11 protein-coding genes are annotated in these 16,802 nt (G+C 38.4%); 4 read left to right on the top strand and 7 right to left on the bottom strand.

Annotation, left to right across the window (positions count from 1 at the left end; translation table 11 throughout):
• Positions 1-396: 396 nt before the first annotated feature.
• The 6 genes from K1X82_02940 to K1X82_02915 all read right to left on the bottom strand — a co-directional run bounded on the left by K1X82_02940 (position 397) and on the right by K1X82_02915 (position 9,984).
• Entirely contained in the window at positions 397-1,728 is a 1,332-nt protein-coding gene (locus K1X82_02940; protein MBX7181044.1) for a dihydroorotase, read from the bottom strand.
• Positions 1,729-1,746: 18 nt separating this feature from the next.
• The gene (locus K1X82_02935) at positions 1,747-3,195 is read right to left on the bottom strand and encodes an amino acid permease (protein MBX7181043.1); all 1,449 of its coding nucleotides are present in this window, start codon (positions 3,193-3,195) and stop codon (positions 1,747-1,749) included.
• Between the two features lie 74 nt (positions 3,196-3,269).
• Positions 3,270-5,420 (bottom strand): GH92 family glycosyl hydrolase, encoded by a 2,151-nt coding sequence (locus K1X82_02930; GenBank protein ID MBX7181042.1) that lies wholly within the window; start codon positions 5,418-5,420, stop codon positions 3,270-3,272.
• Position 5,421: 1 nt separating this feature from the next.
• Positions 5,422-6,819 carry a glycoside hydrolase family 125 protein gene (locus tag K1X82_02925; protein MBX7181041.1) on the bottom strand — a complete coding sequence of 466 codons (1,398 nt, stop codon included), beginning with the start codon at positions 6,817-6,819 and terminating at the stop codon, positions 5,422-5,424.
• Positions 6,820-6,848: 29 nt separating this feature from the next.
• Entirely contained in the window at positions 6,849-8,135 is a 1,287-nt protein-coding gene (gene fucP, locus K1X82_02920) for an L-fucose:H+ symporter permease (protein MBX7181040.1), read from the bottom strand.
• A gap of 454 nt (positions 8,136-8,589) precedes the next feature.
• Positions 8,590-9,984: an arginine decarboxylase gene (locus K1X82_02915; GenBank protein ID MBX7181039.1), complete on the bottom strand. Its 1,395-nt coding sequence runs from the start codon at positions 9,982-9,984 to the stop codon at positions 8,590-8,592.
• Positions 9,985-10,465: 481 nt separating this feature from the next.
• On the opposite strand from K1X82_02915, the gene K1X82_02910 reads away from it, so the two are divergent.
• The 3 genes from K1X82_02910 to K1X82_02900 all read left to right on the top strand — a co-directional run bounded on the left by K1X82_02910 (position 10,466) and on the right by K1X82_02900 (position 15,381).
• Entirely contained in the window at positions 10,466-11,767 is a 1,302-nt protein-coding gene (locus K1X82_02910; protein ID MBX7181038.1) for a T9SS type A sorting domain-containing protein, read from the top strand.
• Between the two features lie 79 nt (positions 11,768-11,846).
• Positions 11,847-13,727, top strand: coding sequence for a hypothetical protein (locus K1X82_02905; protein MBX7181037.1), 1,881 nt, complete (start codon positions 11,847-11,849; stop codon positions 13,725-13,727).
• On the top strand, positions 13,711-15,381 hold the full coding sequence (locus K1X82_02900; GenBank protein ID MBX7181036.1) for an alpha-glucosidase: 1,671 nt from the start codon (positions 13,711-13,713) through the stop codon (positions 15,379-15,381). Before K1X82_02905 ends, K1X82_02900 begins: the two co-directional genes overlap by 17 nt.
• 364 nt (positions 15,382-15,745) lie before the next feature.
• On the opposite strand, the gene K1X82_02895 is transcribed toward K1X82_02900, so the two are convergent.
• Complete coding sequence (locus K1X82_02895) at positions 15,746-16,009, bottom strand: type B 50S ribosomal protein L31 (protein ID MBX7181035.1); 264 nt, start codon at positions 16,007-16,009, stop codon at positions 15,746-15,748.
• 78 nt (positions 16,010-16,087) lie between these two features.
• Between K1X82_02895 and K1X82_02890 the strand changes: the two genes are divergently transcribed.
• Positions 16,088-16,798: a YjjG family noncanonical pyrimidine nucleotidase gene (locus K1X82_02890; GenBank protein ID MBX7181034.1), complete on the top strand. Its 711-nt coding sequence runs from the start codon at positions 16,088-16,090 to the stop codon at positions 16,796-16,798.
• The last annotated feature ends 4 nt before the right edge of the window (positions 16,799-16,802 follow it).

Genomic DNA, 16,802 nt, shown 5'->3' with positions numbered 1-16,802 from the left:
CTTGCATGGGCGTTCGGGTCACGCTTTCGGCTGTAGTCCAAGCCCACTCCGCTAAACGCTGCGTTGGCTTGGAGCTACTTGCCTCTATCGTTGCCCGAGGCGCAACCTCATACTGATATGCTTATCTCAACCTGTCCTTGTATCTATTAAACCTTAATTCTGCAATAGAAATCGTGATCAGGCTTTCAAATACAATAAAGAAAGGGGTTTCAGCTTAATTTTGTAGAGAAAAAATAATGAACTAGTTTGAAGTCAAAAATTGTTCTGGAATACTTGTATTTGACGTAGTTGAAAGCCGTAATAGAATTCTATTGCAGTTTTTAGTTTAAACCGCAACAAAAGGGATCATTTTCAAAAATTCGCTACCTACCTCCCAACTACCAATTTCTATGGACCCTATCTATTGAATTCTAATCTCATCCCCATGCCAACTTCATTGATTTTACCATTGTAATAGGCTAATTTCCCATTCACAAAAGTCTTTTCAACAGCCGAACTAAATTCCTGTCCTTCAAAAGGAGACCATCCACATTTATACAATAAGTTCTCTTTACTAACCAGCCAGGGTTGGTGGTGGTTAACTAATACCAAATCGGCCCAATATCCTTCCCGAATATATCCACGATCCTTAATCTGAAATAGTTGAGCAACATTATGACAATATTTCTGAACAATGGTTTCTAAATCGAAAACACCTTGTTTTTCTAATTCCAACAAAGCAACTAAAGCATGTTGTACCAAGGGTCCGCCCGATGGGGCTTTTAAATACCCTTGCATTTTTTCCTCGATAGTATGTGGGGCATGGTCAGTTGCCAAAACATCTATTCTTCCATCCTTTACGGCCTTTCGTATAGCTTCCCTATCCTCGTTGAATTTAATGGATGGGTTCCATTTGATAAAATTTCCCTTTTCAGAATAATCATCCGCACTAAACCATAAATGGTGCACGCAAGCTTCCGCTGTAATCTTCTTCTTCTCCAAAGGAATGGATTCAAATAAATCCAATTCTTTTGCTGAAGAAATATGCAAAACATGCAACCGGGTTCCATGCTTTTTAGCAAGGGCTACTGCCATTGAAGAGGAAGCGTAGCATCCTTCTGTATTTCGAATTATTGGATGATAATTCGGGGAAATATCCTCACCTAGTACGGCTTTTATTTTATCCAGATTACCTTTTATTATCTTATCATCTTCACAATGGGTTGCAATCAACATATCGACCTCGGAGAAGATTTTTTCAATGGTTGAACTATTATCTACCAGCATATTACCGGTGCTACTTCCCATAAATATTTTTACACCACAAACTGTTTGAGGATTTGTTTTTAAAATCTCTTCCAAATTGTCATTGGAAGTCCCCATGTAAAATGAATAATTGGCTAGTGAAACTTGAGCAGCACGTTCATACTTTTGTTCCAACAAGTCTTGACTTAAAGCCCCGGGAACTGTATTGGGCATTTCCATATAAGATGTAATACCTCCAGCAACAGCAGCTCTACTTTCAGTAAACAAATCTCCTTTGTGTGTTAATCCCGGTTCTCTGAAGTGTACCTGATCATCTATTAATCCGGGCAAAAGCAACTTTCCTTCGGCATTAAACTCAATGTAATTGAATGGGATATCAATGAAAGATGCAATTTTCTCAATTTTACCTTTGTGAATTAATACATCGGAATAAAATCGCTTCCCTTCATTAATTAGTAGTGCATTTCTTAGAATATAGGTCATGGCAGGTAAGTCAGGTATCTAAACTGCCGGATTGGAATTGTCATTGATTTTTCTCCATAAATAATAGATTGGAATTCCACAGAGAACAATTGCCAGACCCGGTACTGTAAAGTTTGGTTTTTGCAAAAGTAAGTTAACAACAAATCCACTCATAGCCAAAATATACACAATAGGTAAAAAAGGGTATCCAAATGCCTTGATAGGACGATTTAGGTTAGGCGACTTTTTCCTAAGAATAAATAAACCAACAATAGTTAAAATGTAAAAAATCACAACCACAAACATGACATAATCGAGTAAATCCCCATATTTTCCTGATAGACAGAGGATGGAACACCAGGCAAATTGGATCCACAATGAAATTTCGGGTACATGGTTCTTGTTCAAAACTGCCATATTTTTGAAGAACAATCCATCCTGAGCCATTGTTTGATAGACCCTGCTGGCGGCAAGAAGCATCCCATTATTAGCGCCAAAGGTTGAAATCATTATTAATACAGCCATCATGGAAGCGCCAATAGGTCCAAAAATTAAAGACATAACTCCGGTTGCCACCCTATCATCCTGAACATGTTGTATTCCCTTTTCCAAAATATTCCCACCTTCCGGATTACCCCACAAAGGCAAAACAAACAAATATCCCACATTGGCTAATAAATACAACATAACAACTCCAAATACACCCAAAACCAATGCTCTCGGAACATTTTTTTTCGGATTTTCAATTTCATTAGCAATAAATGTAACATTACTCCATGCATCACTTGAAAACAAACTTCCAACCATTGCTACACCCATCGCTGATATTAATGCTGTAATTGTCCAAGATTCTGAAACCCAAGCTCCATCTGCGAAGGTTCGCTTATCCAGGCTAAAAAAGTCATTGAAATTTAGGTGAATAGAATCAGCATTTGAAAACAAAAAAATGGAAGTAATTATCACAAAAAGTAAGGTAGAGGCCTTTATTACAGTTAATACTGATTGTACCCAACCTCCATAGTGAACACCCCTGGTATTAATAAAAGTGATAATAAAAATGGAAAAAATAGCCAATAGCTGAGCGGCACTAATTTTAAAACTTCCCCAATCCAAGAGTATATTGTCGGGACTAAAAAATGGAAACAAAACAGCAGCAAATTTTGCAAAGGCAACTGCAACGGCTGCAATAGCTCCAGATTGAATAACTAAAAACAATGACCAACCATATAGAAAAGCCAACAAGGGATTAAACGCCTCCTTCAGAAATTGGTACTGCCCACCTGACTGAGGAAACATCCCTGCAAATTCACTAAAACAATTCGCTGCAATTAAGGTTAAGCCACCCGTTACTACCCAAACCAATAGCAATAGCAAAGGATTTCCTAATACTCTGGATATATCAGCACTAACTATAAAAATACCTGATCCAATCATGGTTCCCATTACCATAAAAATGGCTGTTGATAATCCTAACTTTCTGTTTTCCATTGGCTTGTTCTAATTTGCAATCCTAAGAAGTTTATCTTTTCAATTAATAACCTTTGTTTATTTGTTTCAACAGTTTATTCGGGTCTATTAGTCATGCTAAACTCCAGAACCCCACCATTAAGCAATTCCTCGTTAGTTATATAAGGAAGTGCAACAGGTATTCCATTGAGTGTAACACTTTTCACATACCTATTTTCTTCACTTTGATTTTGGGCCTTAATGGTAAAAGTCTTTCCGTTTTCTAAATTCAAAGTAGCTTCCTTAACCAAAGGACTTCCCAAATAATACTTTCCGTCAGAAGGGTTTAAAGGATAAAATCCAAGGGAAGAAAAAACATACCATGCCGACATTTGTCCACAATCCTCATTACCACATAAGCCTGAATTGGAATCATTGTACAAAGTACGCATGATTTTACGAACCATTTCATGGGTTTTTGACGGATAACCTACCGCCGCATATAAATAGGAAATATGATGGGAAGGTTCATTCCCATGTGCATAAAGACCAATTAACCCGGAAACATCCGGGGGGGCACCCGGACCTAACTCAAGTTTGAGGGTAAACAAACTATCCAAGCGATTTACAAACCGTTCTTTACCACCCATCAACTTGACTAGACCCTCCACATCGTGGGGAACAAACCAAGAATATTGCCAGGCATTACCTTCGGTATATTCATGTTGTAAATTGGTTGCATGCATAGGATTAAATGGCCAAACCCAAGTACCCAAGCTTGTTTTCCCACGCATAAATCCGGTGCCGGAATCCCAATAATTCTTGTACAATCCAGCCCTATTGGTAAAAAAAAGTTCATCCTCTTTCTTCCCTAGTTTGGAAGCCATTTGAGCTATACACCAATCATCAAAGGCATACTCTAAGGCCTTTGAAACACTTTCACCTTCTCTATCGCATGGAATATAATCGGAGGAATTTCCTGAATCCAAAAATTTTAAACCCCGCTTCCCGGATAATGCACTCTTTTTAGCGGCTTCATAGGCTTGGAGAACATCGAAACCCTTAAATCCTTTTAAATAGGCATCAACAATTACCGGCACACTGTGATAACCAATCATACAATTGGTTTCACAGCCTTGCAAAGTCCACACCGGCAATAAGCCTCCTTGATTCTGAAAATTAAGCAAGGAATTAATTAAATCCGGAACTCGCTTGGGCTGAACTATGGTCAACAAGGGGTGTTCAGCACGAAAAGTATCCCACAAAGAAAAAGTACAGTAATTTGTAAAATCGCTTTGATGCACCTGTCCGTCCGGACCGCGGTATTTCCCGTCAACATCTCCATACAAAGTTGGTGCTAAGAAAGTATGGTACAAGGCTGTGTAAAAGGTTGTTTTATCCGCCTCCGTTAAGGAAGTAACCGAGATAACACCAAGCTCTTTTTGCCACATTGCCCTAGACTCCTCTAGAATTTGATCAAAGGATTTTCCGGCACTTTCCGCCTTTAAATTTCTTTCTGCTCCTTCTATACTGACACAGGAAACCCCTACCTTCACCTCCAATGGCACACCGTCTTTTGCGTTAAAACGGAACACTGCCAATCCATTCTTCCCTTTGGCTTTTCCTCCATGACGAAGTGAATTTGAAGTAAATGCCTCGGAAAACTCGGCAACAAAAAACACCTTTTGCTTATCAGCCCAACCTTTCGAATATCGATATCCCGAAACCCGATTAGCTCCTTCTACCTGAATAAAGGTTTCTGTGGTATGGTCATCATTACCATAACCCAAATTAATTATCACATCGGCTTTATCGGTATTTGGGAAATAATACCGTTGTACCCCCACTCTATTTGTAGAAGTTAACTCAACTTTAACTTTACTTTCTTCCAAAAACACTGAATAATACCCTGCACTCGCTTGTTCTGTGATGTGTTGGAAGGTAGAAAAATAGTTCCCTGCCTTTCCTTTTGCTATTCCTACTCCGGGCATGAGTAAAATATCACCCAAGTCAGCACAACCTGTTCCACTAAGGTGTAGGTTCGAAAATCCCACCAATTTTTCCGAACTATAATGATAGCCTGAACACCAATCCCAACCACGTTTTCCATTTTCAGGACTAACCTGCACCATTCCAAAAGGGGTGGTTGCTCCCGGATAGGTATGCCCATGGTCCGCAGTTCCAATCATCGGGTTAACGTAATCCACAGCCGATTTTTGGGCTAACAAACCCAATGGCAAAAGCATTAAAAGGAATATTTTTTTCATGTTAAAATTGTTTTTGAAGCATAGTCGGATTTTCTTTATAAACTCGATATATTAATTCTCCAAACAAAGTATTGGCCCAGGCAAACCAAGAGCGGGTATACCTCTCCGGCGCATTCATATGAAAGGATTCATGCATAAATCCGGTACCTGCATGAGTAGCCTTTAACGAAGCAATACAGTAATTTAACTCCAAATCATTCGATGTAGTTAATCCTTGAATAATCAATGAAAGGGGCCAAATCATTTCCAACCCTACATGTGGACCTCCAATTCCCTTGGCTTTTGTTCCTTCGAAAAAGTAAGGATTAGACGAACTTAAAACCATTTTCCGAGTGTTTTGATATACCTCATTTTGATGATCTACAGCTCCCAAATAAGGCAGTGAAAGCAAAGAAGGCACATTGGCATCATCCATTAATAAATAGTTTCCAAAACCATCCACTTCGTAGGCATACACTTTACCAAAATCAGGGTGAATTACAATTGCATGTTGCTCAATAGCATCCTGTACTTCTTTAGCTAAACTCAAAAAACGCATTTTCAATTCCTTGTCTAACCAAATTTCATCGGCAATCTCACTCAATTGGATTAAGCTTTGTACTGCAAACAAATTTGCCGGCACCAAAAAAGGATATAAACATGCATCGTCACTGGGCCTAAACATGGAATGTATTAAACCTACCTTTCGGGTTGGATTTCCATAACCTGATAGTGGAACTGTATCAGTTGGGGTTTCGGTTCTCCTTTGAAAATGGTATGGGCCTTTTCCCGATTTTCGCTGCTGTTCACTAAAAGTTTGCAAAATTAATAATGCTGCTTTTTTCCAATTCCCTTGTAGCACGGTGCCATCACCGGTAGACTTCCAATAACCATAAGCCAATCGGACCGGGTAACACAAAGAATCTATTTCCCACTTACGTTCATGCAATTCCGGTTTCATCTCGGTAAGGTCGGTTTTCCAACCAAATCCGGATTTACCCTTGTTAAATGCATTGGCATACGGATCTATCAATATACATTTTGCTTGTCTGTTTATTACCCCTTTCAGCAAAAGTTTCAAATCCGGATCCTGATTTACCAAAGAAAGATAAGGCCAAACCTGAGCCGAACTATCTCTCAACCACATGGCATTTATATCTCCCGTTATCACAAAAGTATCAGGCTCTCCATTCTTCATCGAAAAATCAACCGTTGTATCTAAGGTATTGGGAAAACAATTCTCAAATAGCCAGGCAAGCTCTTTATCCGGCAAAAAAGAGGCTATTTCCTTCAAAAGGGCTTCAACAGCAACCGATCGGAACTTTTTTACCAGTGGTCGTTTGGAAACAAAATCTCTTCCCGCCAATAGGCTTATCGAAGGAACCATGCCTCCAGCCAATCCACCACCCACTATTCCCATTGTTTTTATTATGTGTCTGCGAGTTAGGCTCATTCGGCTAGAACATCGGTTTTTGTATCAGATCTTTTTGCAAACCATAGAATATAGGCATAGCAAACCAACGGAAGCAGAAAGGACGTTTGTATTCCCCAAAAGTCAGCCATATTGCCTTGAATAAGCGGAATAATACCACCTCCAACAATGCACATAACCAATATGGAACTACCCTGTCCGGTTAGCACTCCTAAACCCTTAATGCCAATGGTAAAAATGGTAGGAAACATGATGGAATTAAATAAACCTACCGATAAAATGGTATACATGGCCATTTCCCCTGACCCGAAAACAGTTGCCAAAACCAACAAACCTGAGCCGGTAGACGCCCAGGATAATAGTGTACGAGGATTAAATGTACGCATAAGGTAAGACCCTAAAAACCTTCCTGCCATAGCCGCTCCCCAATAATACGACACCAACTTTCCTGCTTCCTTTTCGCTCAAACCTCCTATTTCTTTCTGAGAAAAGAAATTAACTAAAAAACTTCCAATCGAAACCTCTGCTCCAACATACAGGAAAATAGCCAAGGAAGCCAATAACAACCCTTTGTTTCGGAGAGTGTTCTTCCAAGAAACCCAATTGGATGTTTCCTGAATTAGCGTTTGAGGCAATTTAACCTTAGCCATTACCAACATTAACAAAAACAAAGAAACAGCTAAGCCAATATATGGTAATTTAACTAAATCAACCTGTTCGGTCTTGTACTGCTGCAACTGCTCCGGTAATAGGGTCTTAATTTGCTCCGCAGTTAAAACATCATGACCCAGTATAAGAAATGCCCCAACCATCGGTCCCATAGTATGACCTAAGGAATTCAGTGCCTGTGAAAGGTTCAACCTACTCGAGGCTGTTTCAGGTGGACCAAGGATTGAAACATAAGGATTAGCAGAAACCTGCAAAACTGTTATTCCGGATGCTAATACAAACAATGCTAGCAAAAACATAGAAAATGAAACCATTTCAGCGGCCGGAAAAAATAAAAAAGCACCTGCAGAGGCCAGCAACAATCCGGTGAGTATGCCTTTGCGATATCCATACCTACTCACAAGAACACCTGCCGGAATAGAAACCAAAAAATAGGCAATAAAAAATGAAGATTGAACCAACATCACTTGTCCGTATCCCAAACTAAAAACAGACTTTAAATGAGGGATAAGAATATCGTTAAAGGAAGTTAGGAAGCCCCACATAAAAAACAAGGTTGTGAGACTTATCAATGCCGATCCATACTTGGTTGAATCGGAATTTAAAACTGAGGAATGAGGTAAAGGTGCTGCCATATTTAAATGAGCACCTAAAGTAAAACTATTGCTCAACCTTGCACAGAAAATCAAAAAATATTTAAATCAAATTTCTTCTGGCAATCCCTGTAAGAGAATCATCCAACATAAATGTATGTTTAATTTTTGGCGGGCCCCCTCCGCCAACACCATTTCCTGCAACATCCATCTGCAAGTTAATGGCGTTCGGGTCACGCTTTCGGCTGTAGTCCTCGTCCCCCTAGGCTAACGCCGTCGGTGTCCTGTGGGCTACCTGCCTCAATCGTTGCCCGAGGTGCAACCCCTACCTACCTCCACCTGGAAAGAAAATTTAACCCAAATTAACCATTAGAAAATCTTAACTCGGGGTAAACCCTACTAAATCAAGTAGTTCGGATTAGGAATCCTCCTATTGATTAATTTGGGTTTTATGAATAATCAAGGGTTTTCTGCTCCAAACACCTTCCTTTATACCTTAGTAACCCAGGATTTTCAGCATGCTTTTAAAACTCTGTTCCTTGGCAAACAATCGGGTTACTACCTCATCATTTTCATCCAAATCAATTAAAACATGTTTTGGTGCAGGTACCAGGCAATGTTGAATTCCTCCATATCCACCCAAACTTTCCTGGTAAGCGCCGGTATGAAAGAATCCTAAATATTGTGGTGATTCTTTATCTGCTTTTGGAAGAAACACTTGATTTAAATGCGCTTCGGAATTATAATAATCCTGACTATCACAGGTAATTCCACCTAGGTTAACCCTTTGATAGTCCTTATCCCAATTATTAATAGCTAAGAGTATAAATCGTTGGGAAATCCCCCAGGTATCAGGCAAAGTGGTAATGAATGAACTATCAATCATATACCACAATTCACTATCGTTTTGCAATTTTTGTCCTAGAACAGAATACAAAGTAGCACCACTTTCTCCAACAGTATAGGAACCAAATTCAGTAAAAATATTGGGTTCAGGCACATCGTTTTCCTCACAAACCTGCTTAATTCTGCTAACAATAGCCTCAATCATGTATTCATAATCGTACTCAAAGTTTAAGGAGGTTTTAATTGGCATTCCACCACCAATATTTAAACTATCCAATTCAGGGCAAATCTTCTTTAACTGACAGTAAACATCCAAGCACTTTTTCAATTCACTCCAATAATAAATGCTGTCCTTAATTCCGGTATTAATAAAAAAGTGAAGCATTTTCAATTCAAACTTGGGATTTTCATGAATCTCATTTTTGTAGAAATCCACAATTTCCTTGTATCGAATACCCAATCTAGAGGTGTAAAACTCAAATTTAGGTTCCTCCTCAGATGCTATTCGAATTCCCAACTTGGTTCGTTTCGTAAGGTGATTTTTATAATACTCCAATTCCTCCATATTGTCGAGTACAGGAATTACATTTTCGAAACCATCATTTATCAACTCCAAAATATATTCCTGGTACACGTCCCTTTTAAAGCCATTGCAAACGATGGTTAGCTTTTTATCAATTTTATTGGTTTCGTGCAAAGCCCTAATAATTTGAATATCGTAGGCCGAAGATGTTTCAAGCTGAGCACCATTTTCCAAAACCTCTTCCATAATAAAGGAGAAATGAGAACTCTTGGTACAATAGCAATAGGTATAATTACCCTTATAATCTGTTTTAGCAAAAGCAACATTAAACATACGCTTTGCCTTTTGTATTTGTTGAGAAATCCGGGGAAGGTAACTGATTTTTAAAGGAGTACCATATTGCTCAATAATATCCATCAAATTGATACCATTGAAATGCAGTTCATTATCAATAACTTCAAAACCCTCTTGAGGGAATTCAAATGTTTGAGATATCAAATCGTAATACTTATTACCTTCCATTTTGTAAATCCGAATTAGTTAGATTAGAGAATTTTTGCAAATGTAAGTAAGTTGGATTTATCTTTTTTACAAATTCCACACTACTTAAAAATTTAAAACCTATCCAAATAAACCACCACCAAACCAACCTTATTGCTAAAGCCAAACAAACTGATTGGACAAAATTGTATAGGTTGGGGTTTCGCCGGGCCAGGGATAGAGGCAAGTAGCTCTTAGCCTCCTTTCGCCTTAGCGAAGGAGGCTAAGACTACAGCCGAAAGCCCGGCCATTCGCCTTCAACTATTCCGGGGCAAGCAAAATTGATTGTGGCGAATGGGGCCCCCAAATACAAAAAAATCAAGCAATAAAAAAGAGAAAACAACACCAAAAAACACCATAAAACACTGACAAACAAACATCTAAATAAACTATTGGTAATAAAAATTAAAACCTAGACAAATTCATCAATGAAATATCCTGTACTTCGTATAATTAATTAAACATGAAGAAATCATTACTCCTACTCCTTTGTTTGATAAGCCTGCGCGGAATGTCCCAAAGCTGGCAGCCGACTAACCTCACGAATGTAACCTATTTGGCTATAACCGGAATGGAATCGCACCAAGGCGAACTGTATTCAACTGTTTTTAATGGATTTACAGCCACTTTGAACAAACTTAATTCCGACCAAAGTTCCTGGACAGAAATAACGGTAACAGGCATAACCGGCTCACCCCGATTTATGCAAAGCACAGGAAACAAACTATACTTAACTACCATACACAACTTGGCCTACTCCATGGTTTATTACACAATCGACGGAGGCTCGACCTATATTTTAGACACCGTTGGCCTACCTCAAAGCGGACAAGGAGTTGTTACATTAGCTTATGGAATTCAATTGTTTGACCATATTATTATTCTAAACATGGGAAGCGCTGGTTACTATTACAAAGATTTGAATACCAGTATGGATTGGGCTAAAATAGATGTTCCAACCGCCTTGAATGGAGGTTCAGACCCTTTGGTTTATTACAATGGTAGCTTTATTGCCTATGATAACACCGGCATACACACCTTGTATGTTTCAACCAATGAAGGACAAACTTGGGAGGCTCGGGTTCCATCCATGGGGAATGATTATTCAACCGTAGTTAGCGGATTCATTTTAGATCAAAGCAATGGACGCATATACAGTTACGGACAATGGAATAACTTAACACAACATGGAATAAATTACACAGACGACAACGGACTCACCTGGAATCAGGCAAATGCTGCAACTGCCTTGTTAGGCAATAACAACAATGGACAATTGCAACAAGTTACTGCCGGTTATGCAAATGGCCAAACCGTATACTTTGCCTTACAAAACAACCAAGAAGGATCGGTGGTTGACGTAATTGGTACTGCAAGCGGAATAGATCAAATTAGTTTTAAAACGGATGGACTTCCGTCCTCTTCTCCGGCAGCAATAAATGGAGTAAAGTTTGGCATGCATCAAGGGAAATTGGCAATGCAATGCAATGTAAGCGACATTTATCTTTACGGACTATCGAATGGATTGAACGAATTTCATCCTGAAACTTTGGTATTTCCCAACCCCGGAGCCGGAAATTTCACCATTCAATCCTTACTCACTCCGGAATTAGTACTAATAAAGGATCTTAGCGGGAAATTAATTACCCGGACAGAGATTAGCCAAGGAAAATTCAACTTAGATGCCTTAGCAACAGGCATTTACATGGCTGATTTTATTAAAAATAACACCATCCTTTTTACCACCAAACTGGTAAAAGAATAGCAACAAGTGAAAATTATAACCAACCCTATCAAAACACCCAAAAATTATCTTACTTGCAGGCATAAATAAGTAAGAGCTAATGCATCAACCACCAGCCAAACTATGGATTCCATTTGTGTTCATAGTTTGGCTGTTTCCATGTATTGCCCTAGCCCAACCGATTGAATACCAAGGACAAGAAAAAACGGCTATAGGATTTGGAGCAATTCATTATTTAGGAGAGGGTGATACCGCTATTCAATTCCAACAAGCCAAACAACTCTTTCGGTCAGGAAAATTTAAGCAAAACACCTTATCCGACCTCAACTTAGGAATTAGCAAGGAGAATTACTGGATTCATTTTAAAATAATGAACAAGGTTGGAAAACAAACCTTGTTTATTCAGTTTGAAAATCCAAGACTTAATCAGTTGGTAGTTTACAGGATAAACGATACTTTAGTCAAGGATACTTTGGTAATGGGCGACTATTACCCATTTTCGAATCGACCGGTGTATTCCAATCTTTTTGTTTATCCATTCGAGTTAGAGTCAGGAGAAAGCTCCGAGTTTTTTGTTCACATTCTGCATAAAGGCAGCACCTTGCAATTGCCAATTACCTTATTGGAGGCCAATGGTTTATACAAAAGTCTTCAATCAGCTTATCTGCTTACCGGATTTGTTTCAGGTATTTTGATATTAACCATTTTTTTTGGAATATTCTTTTATTTTAATTCCTATAATCCCTTGTTTATTTTTTATAGTCTTTACTCCTTATCTGTTTTGGTTTGGTTAGGAGCGACAGAAGGCTATTTCTTTCAGTATTTATATCCCAACCATCCGGTATGGGCTACCAAGACGGGTCCACCGGTAAGTGTAATCGCACTTGGCTTTTTTATGGCTACCTGTATGGAATTTTGTAAAGTTTACGACCCCAAGGGACTGGTACGACGAATTCTATATATCCTTTCTATGGTTGTTATTTTGGCGGGCATTCTACCACTTTTGCCATGGGTTAACAACCTGGAACCAAGGTTTATGTCGAGCTACATGCAGGTACATTTTATCTTCAACTTCCTGTTTATTTTGGTTTTATCCATTTATTTATTGGTAATATCCATTCGAAAAAACACTGTAGTTTTATTTTATTTTTTTGCGGTCGTAACCAGCATGGCTGCTTCAGTTATGGTTATTGGCAGACACAGTGGATATATCAATTTACCCATTTCATCCGGTTCCTTTATGACCATGGGAATTATGGTTGAAATTGTATTAATGACAGCCGGTATTACCCGGCAATTCTACCTTTATAAACAAGAGAAAGAAAAAATACTACTATCCTATTTGGAACAACAAAAACAAATAAATCAACAAATTTTAGACACCCAGGATAGAGAAAGAAGACGAATAAGTAAAGAACTGCATGATGATTTTGGTGCCGGATTAACCCTTATTACCCTTCTGAGTGAAAATGCAAGGAAGCAAAATGGCCAATTGGGGGAATTACAAGAAATTGCAAATACCGGTCGAAAACTGGCAGGAAGTATGAAAGAAATTATCTGGAGTATGGATCCCGAGACCAAAACCCTGGAACAATTAGTTATTTATTTAAGAGAAGAACTTGGAAATTTATTAGAGGTATCGGAAATGGATTATCAATTTAACTTCCCTTCCGAAATACCCGATATAAGCTTATTAAACCAGCAAAGAAGAAACCTCCTGTTAGTGGCGAAGGAATCAGTAAATAATGCCATCAAATACAGCGAGGCAACTTTTATCGAAATTGGATTAAGAGTAGAAGCGTTCCAAATTTGGTTATGGGTTCAGGACAATGGAAAGGGCTTTGATGTGAATGAAAAGAAAAAAGGGAATGGATTAAAAAACATGGCCTACCGAATGAAAGAAATGGAAGGAAGATTTACCATATCCAGTAATGAAAAAGGCACAAAAACTGAATTTATTTTAAATGTGGAAAAAATGTAAAAAACCTGGATTACTTATTGCGGTGATTATTTTGGCCACTACCTGGGTTCATGGACAGGAACCTTGGTACAAAACTACCACTGTTTACCAAATTTATCCGCGAAGCTTTTATGACAGCAACGGAGATGGAATTGGAGATATAAAAGGCATTATTTCCAAACTAGATTATTTAAAAGACCTTGGGATTGAAACTATTTGGGTTTCCCCTTTCTTTTCTAGTCCCCAGGCAGATTTCGGATATGACATTAGCAATTTCAAGGCGATTTCGGCTGATTATGGAACTATGGAAGATTGCCAGGAATTGATTCAAGAGGTACATCGGCGCGGCATGAGGATTTTGCTTGATTTAGTAATGAACCACACCAGCGACCAACATCCATGGTTCATTGAATCGGCTTCATCTGAAAATAATCCAAAGCGAAATTGGTATATATGGAAGAAAGGAAAAATGAAACCAAACAACTGGAAATCAATGACAGGTGGAAGTGGTTGGAATTATTCTCCCAAGACTGAAAGTTGGTATTGGGCAAGTTTTTTGCCATTTCAGCCTGATTTAAACTATTACAATCCGGAAACCAAGTCAGAAATGCTCCAAACTGCCAGGTTTTGGTTAGAAAAGGGAGTCGATGGATTCAGACTCGATATTTTCAATTGTATTTATGAAGATTCACTTTTTCGTAACAACCCCGGTTCCTTGAAAATGGTGCCATCGGAAGAGAATACAAATGGCTTTTTTCAAAAAAACCTATACACACAAAATCAGACCGGAAGCATTCAATTTGCCAGAGAATTAAGGCAGGTGATGAATTCATATACAGAGCCCAAATATGCAGTTGGAGAGGTGTTTGGAAAGGCGAATTTAATTAAACAGTTTTGCGGAAACGACAGTGGTTTAACTTCTGTTTTTCTATTTAAATCCTTGCATACTCCTTTCAAAGCCAGCAAGTGGGGTAAATTAATCCAAGAATTGGATTCCAACTTTCAAAACCCACTCTTTCCTACCTGGGTACTCAGCAACCACGACAAAAAGCGATTCATCAGCCGAATGGGTAACAGAATCGACAAAATGAAACTAATTGCGAGTTTACAGCTAACCCAACGTGGAATTCCCTTTCTATATTATGGAGAGGAACTTGGAATGAAACAAGCTCAAATTCCATTTAAGTCATCCCTCGACCCAATTCCCAAAAAATACGGTCGTTTGGCAAATACCCTAGCCAAATGGAGTGGCGAAAGCATGAATAGGGACGAATGTAGAACCCCTATGCAATGGGATAGTTCACCGAATGCCGGCTTTACAACCAATAAATCACCCTGGCTACCGGTAAATGGAGACTACCAAACCATCAATGTTGAAAGCGAAACCTTAGATCAATTTTCACTATTAAATCAATACCGAAGTTTAATTAGGTTAAGGAAAGAAAATCCTATTCTGGCATTGGGGCAAATTCAAGAGATAAAATGGAAACGAAAGGTATTGCAAATTACCAGGAACTGGAAAGGAAAAACCATCATACTACTTTATAACTTTAGAGGAAAGGCAAGCAAAGTAAAATGGCCTGAAACAGGAAAAATTTATTCATTAACACATCATTTTCAAAAGGAACGAAACCTGTTAAGACCTTATGAAGCTGCAATTTGGAAGGAAGATTAACAAAAGGAGTTTTCCTTTTTACCCAAAATTCTCCACAGAAAACGGTAGGTGGCTTTCACAGGATATAAAGAAAAGGTTTAAGGTTATTTCCATGTTATTTGAGAAATAGCCCAAAACTATTTTATTAGATACAATGGGATACCTCGTGAACAGAAGTAAACATAGCCGACTCTGAAAATCTGACTAAGGAAAAACAATCATTTTAAAAATGAGCAGCAAGTAATTGAGAATGATTTAGAGAAAACCTTGTACAATTACTCCTAAGGAGTTTTCTGCATTTCCAACTTACTAAAAGGAATAGTCAATAACGAAAAATGCCACCTCTTTCGGGGTGGCATTTTCGATTACTAAACCTTTCAGTTTCTTATTTTTTAGTATCCAAATGCTTTTGGTATCTGGAACGGAATTTATCAACACGACCAGCCGTATCAACCAATTTCATTTTACCTGTATAATATGGGTGAGACTTATCAGAAATCTCTAATTTGATTACCGGATATTCGTTTCCGTCTTCCCAAACAATGGTTTCTTTGGTTTCAGCACATGAACGGCTTAAGAACGAATATTCGTTTGACATATCTTTGAAAACCACAAAGCGATAGTTCTCCGGGTGGGTACCTTGTTTCATCTTTTCTAAAAATCAGGGGTGCAAAAGTACACTAATTTTTATTTCTACAAACAGATTATTGAACAAATTTGCAGAAAATTGAAAAATTCTTCCTTGAAAACATATAAACACCTTTTCTTCGACCTAGACCGAACCTTGTGGGACCTAGACCGAAATAGCCGTGAAGCTTTGTTGGAGATCTATACTCATTTTAAACTTGAAGAACTTGGAGTAATCAACTTTGAGGCATTTTTTGAAAATTACAAACATATTAACCACCGGCTTTGGGATGATTACCGAAAAGGACTCATTCATAAAGATAGTCTTCGTACCATTCGTTTTTCTCAAACCTTACAACTGTTCCAAATATTTGATCCGAGGCTTTCTGAACAAATTGGGTATACCTATGTAGAAATAAGCCCCAAAAAAACAAATCTATTACCCAATGCCCTTTCCACCTTAGAATATTTAGCACCTCACTATCAAATCCACATCATTACTAATGGATTTGAAGAAGTTCAACATATCAAATTAGAAAACTCCGGCCTAAAACCTTACCTTTCACACATCATTACCTCAGAAAAAGCCCAATGTAAAAAACCTGACCCTCGTATTTTCGCCTTTGCACTTCATGAAACAGGTGCTAAACGAAATGAGTCGCTTATGATTGGCGATAGTTTAGAATTGGATATCATTGGAGCCAAACAAGTGGGAATTAGTCAGGTTTATTTTAATCCGGAAGGCATTAAACACAGTGTGGAAATAACCCATGAAATAAGGAACTTACAAGAACTTCAAAACATTTTATAAAGTT

Source organism: Bacteroidia bacterium (genome assembly GCA_019695265.1).
In the GTDB taxonomy this organism is placed as follows: Bacteria; Bacteroidota; Bacteroidia; order JAIBAJ01; family JAIBAJ01; genus JAIBAJ01.
Note: the sequence above shows the minus strand (reverse complement) of the source record. Positions and strands in the feature narration are given on the sequence as shown.

Bases quoted from the DNA above. Each gene is read 5' to 3' on its own strand.
- K1X82_02940 (MBX7181044.1), bottom strand. From the start codon at position 1,728: ATGACCTATATTCTAAGAAATGCACTACTAATTAATGAAGGGAAGCGA.
- K1X82_02935 (MBX7181043.1), bottom strand. From the start codon at position 3,195: ATGGAAAACAGAAAGTTAGGATTATCAACAGCCATTTTTATGGTAATG.
- K1X82_02930 (MBX7181042.1), bottom strand. From the start codon at position 5,420: ATGAAAAAAATATTCCTTTTAATGCTTTTGCCATTGGGTTTGTTAGCC.
- K1X82_02925 (MBX7181041.1), bottom strand. From the start codon at position 6,819: ATGGGAATAGTGGGTGGTGGATTGGCTGGAGGCATGGTTCCTTCGATA.
- fucP (MBX7181040.1), bottom strand. From the start codon at position 8,135: ATGGCAGCACCTTTACCTCATTCCTCAGTTTTAAATTCCGATTCAACC.
- K1X82_02915 (MBX7181039.1), bottom strand. From the start codon at position 9,984: ATGGAAGGTAATAAGTATTACGATTTGATATCTCAAACATTTGAATTC.
- K1X82_02910 (MBX7181038.1), top strand. From the start codon at position 10,466: ATGAAGAAATCATTACTCCTACTCCTTTGTTTGATAAGCCTGCGCGGA.
- K1X82_02905 (MBX7181037.1), top strand. From the start codon at position 11,847: ATGCATCAACCACCAGCCAAACTATGGATTCCATTTGTGTTCATAGTT.
- K1X82_02900 (MBX7181036.1), top strand. From the start codon at position 13,711: ATGTGGAAAAAATGTAAAAAACCTGGATTACTTATTGCGGTGATTATT.
- K1X82_02895 (MBX7181035.1), bottom strand. From the start codon at position 16,009: ATGAAACAAGGTACCCACCCGGAGAACTATCGCTTTGTGGTTTTCAAA.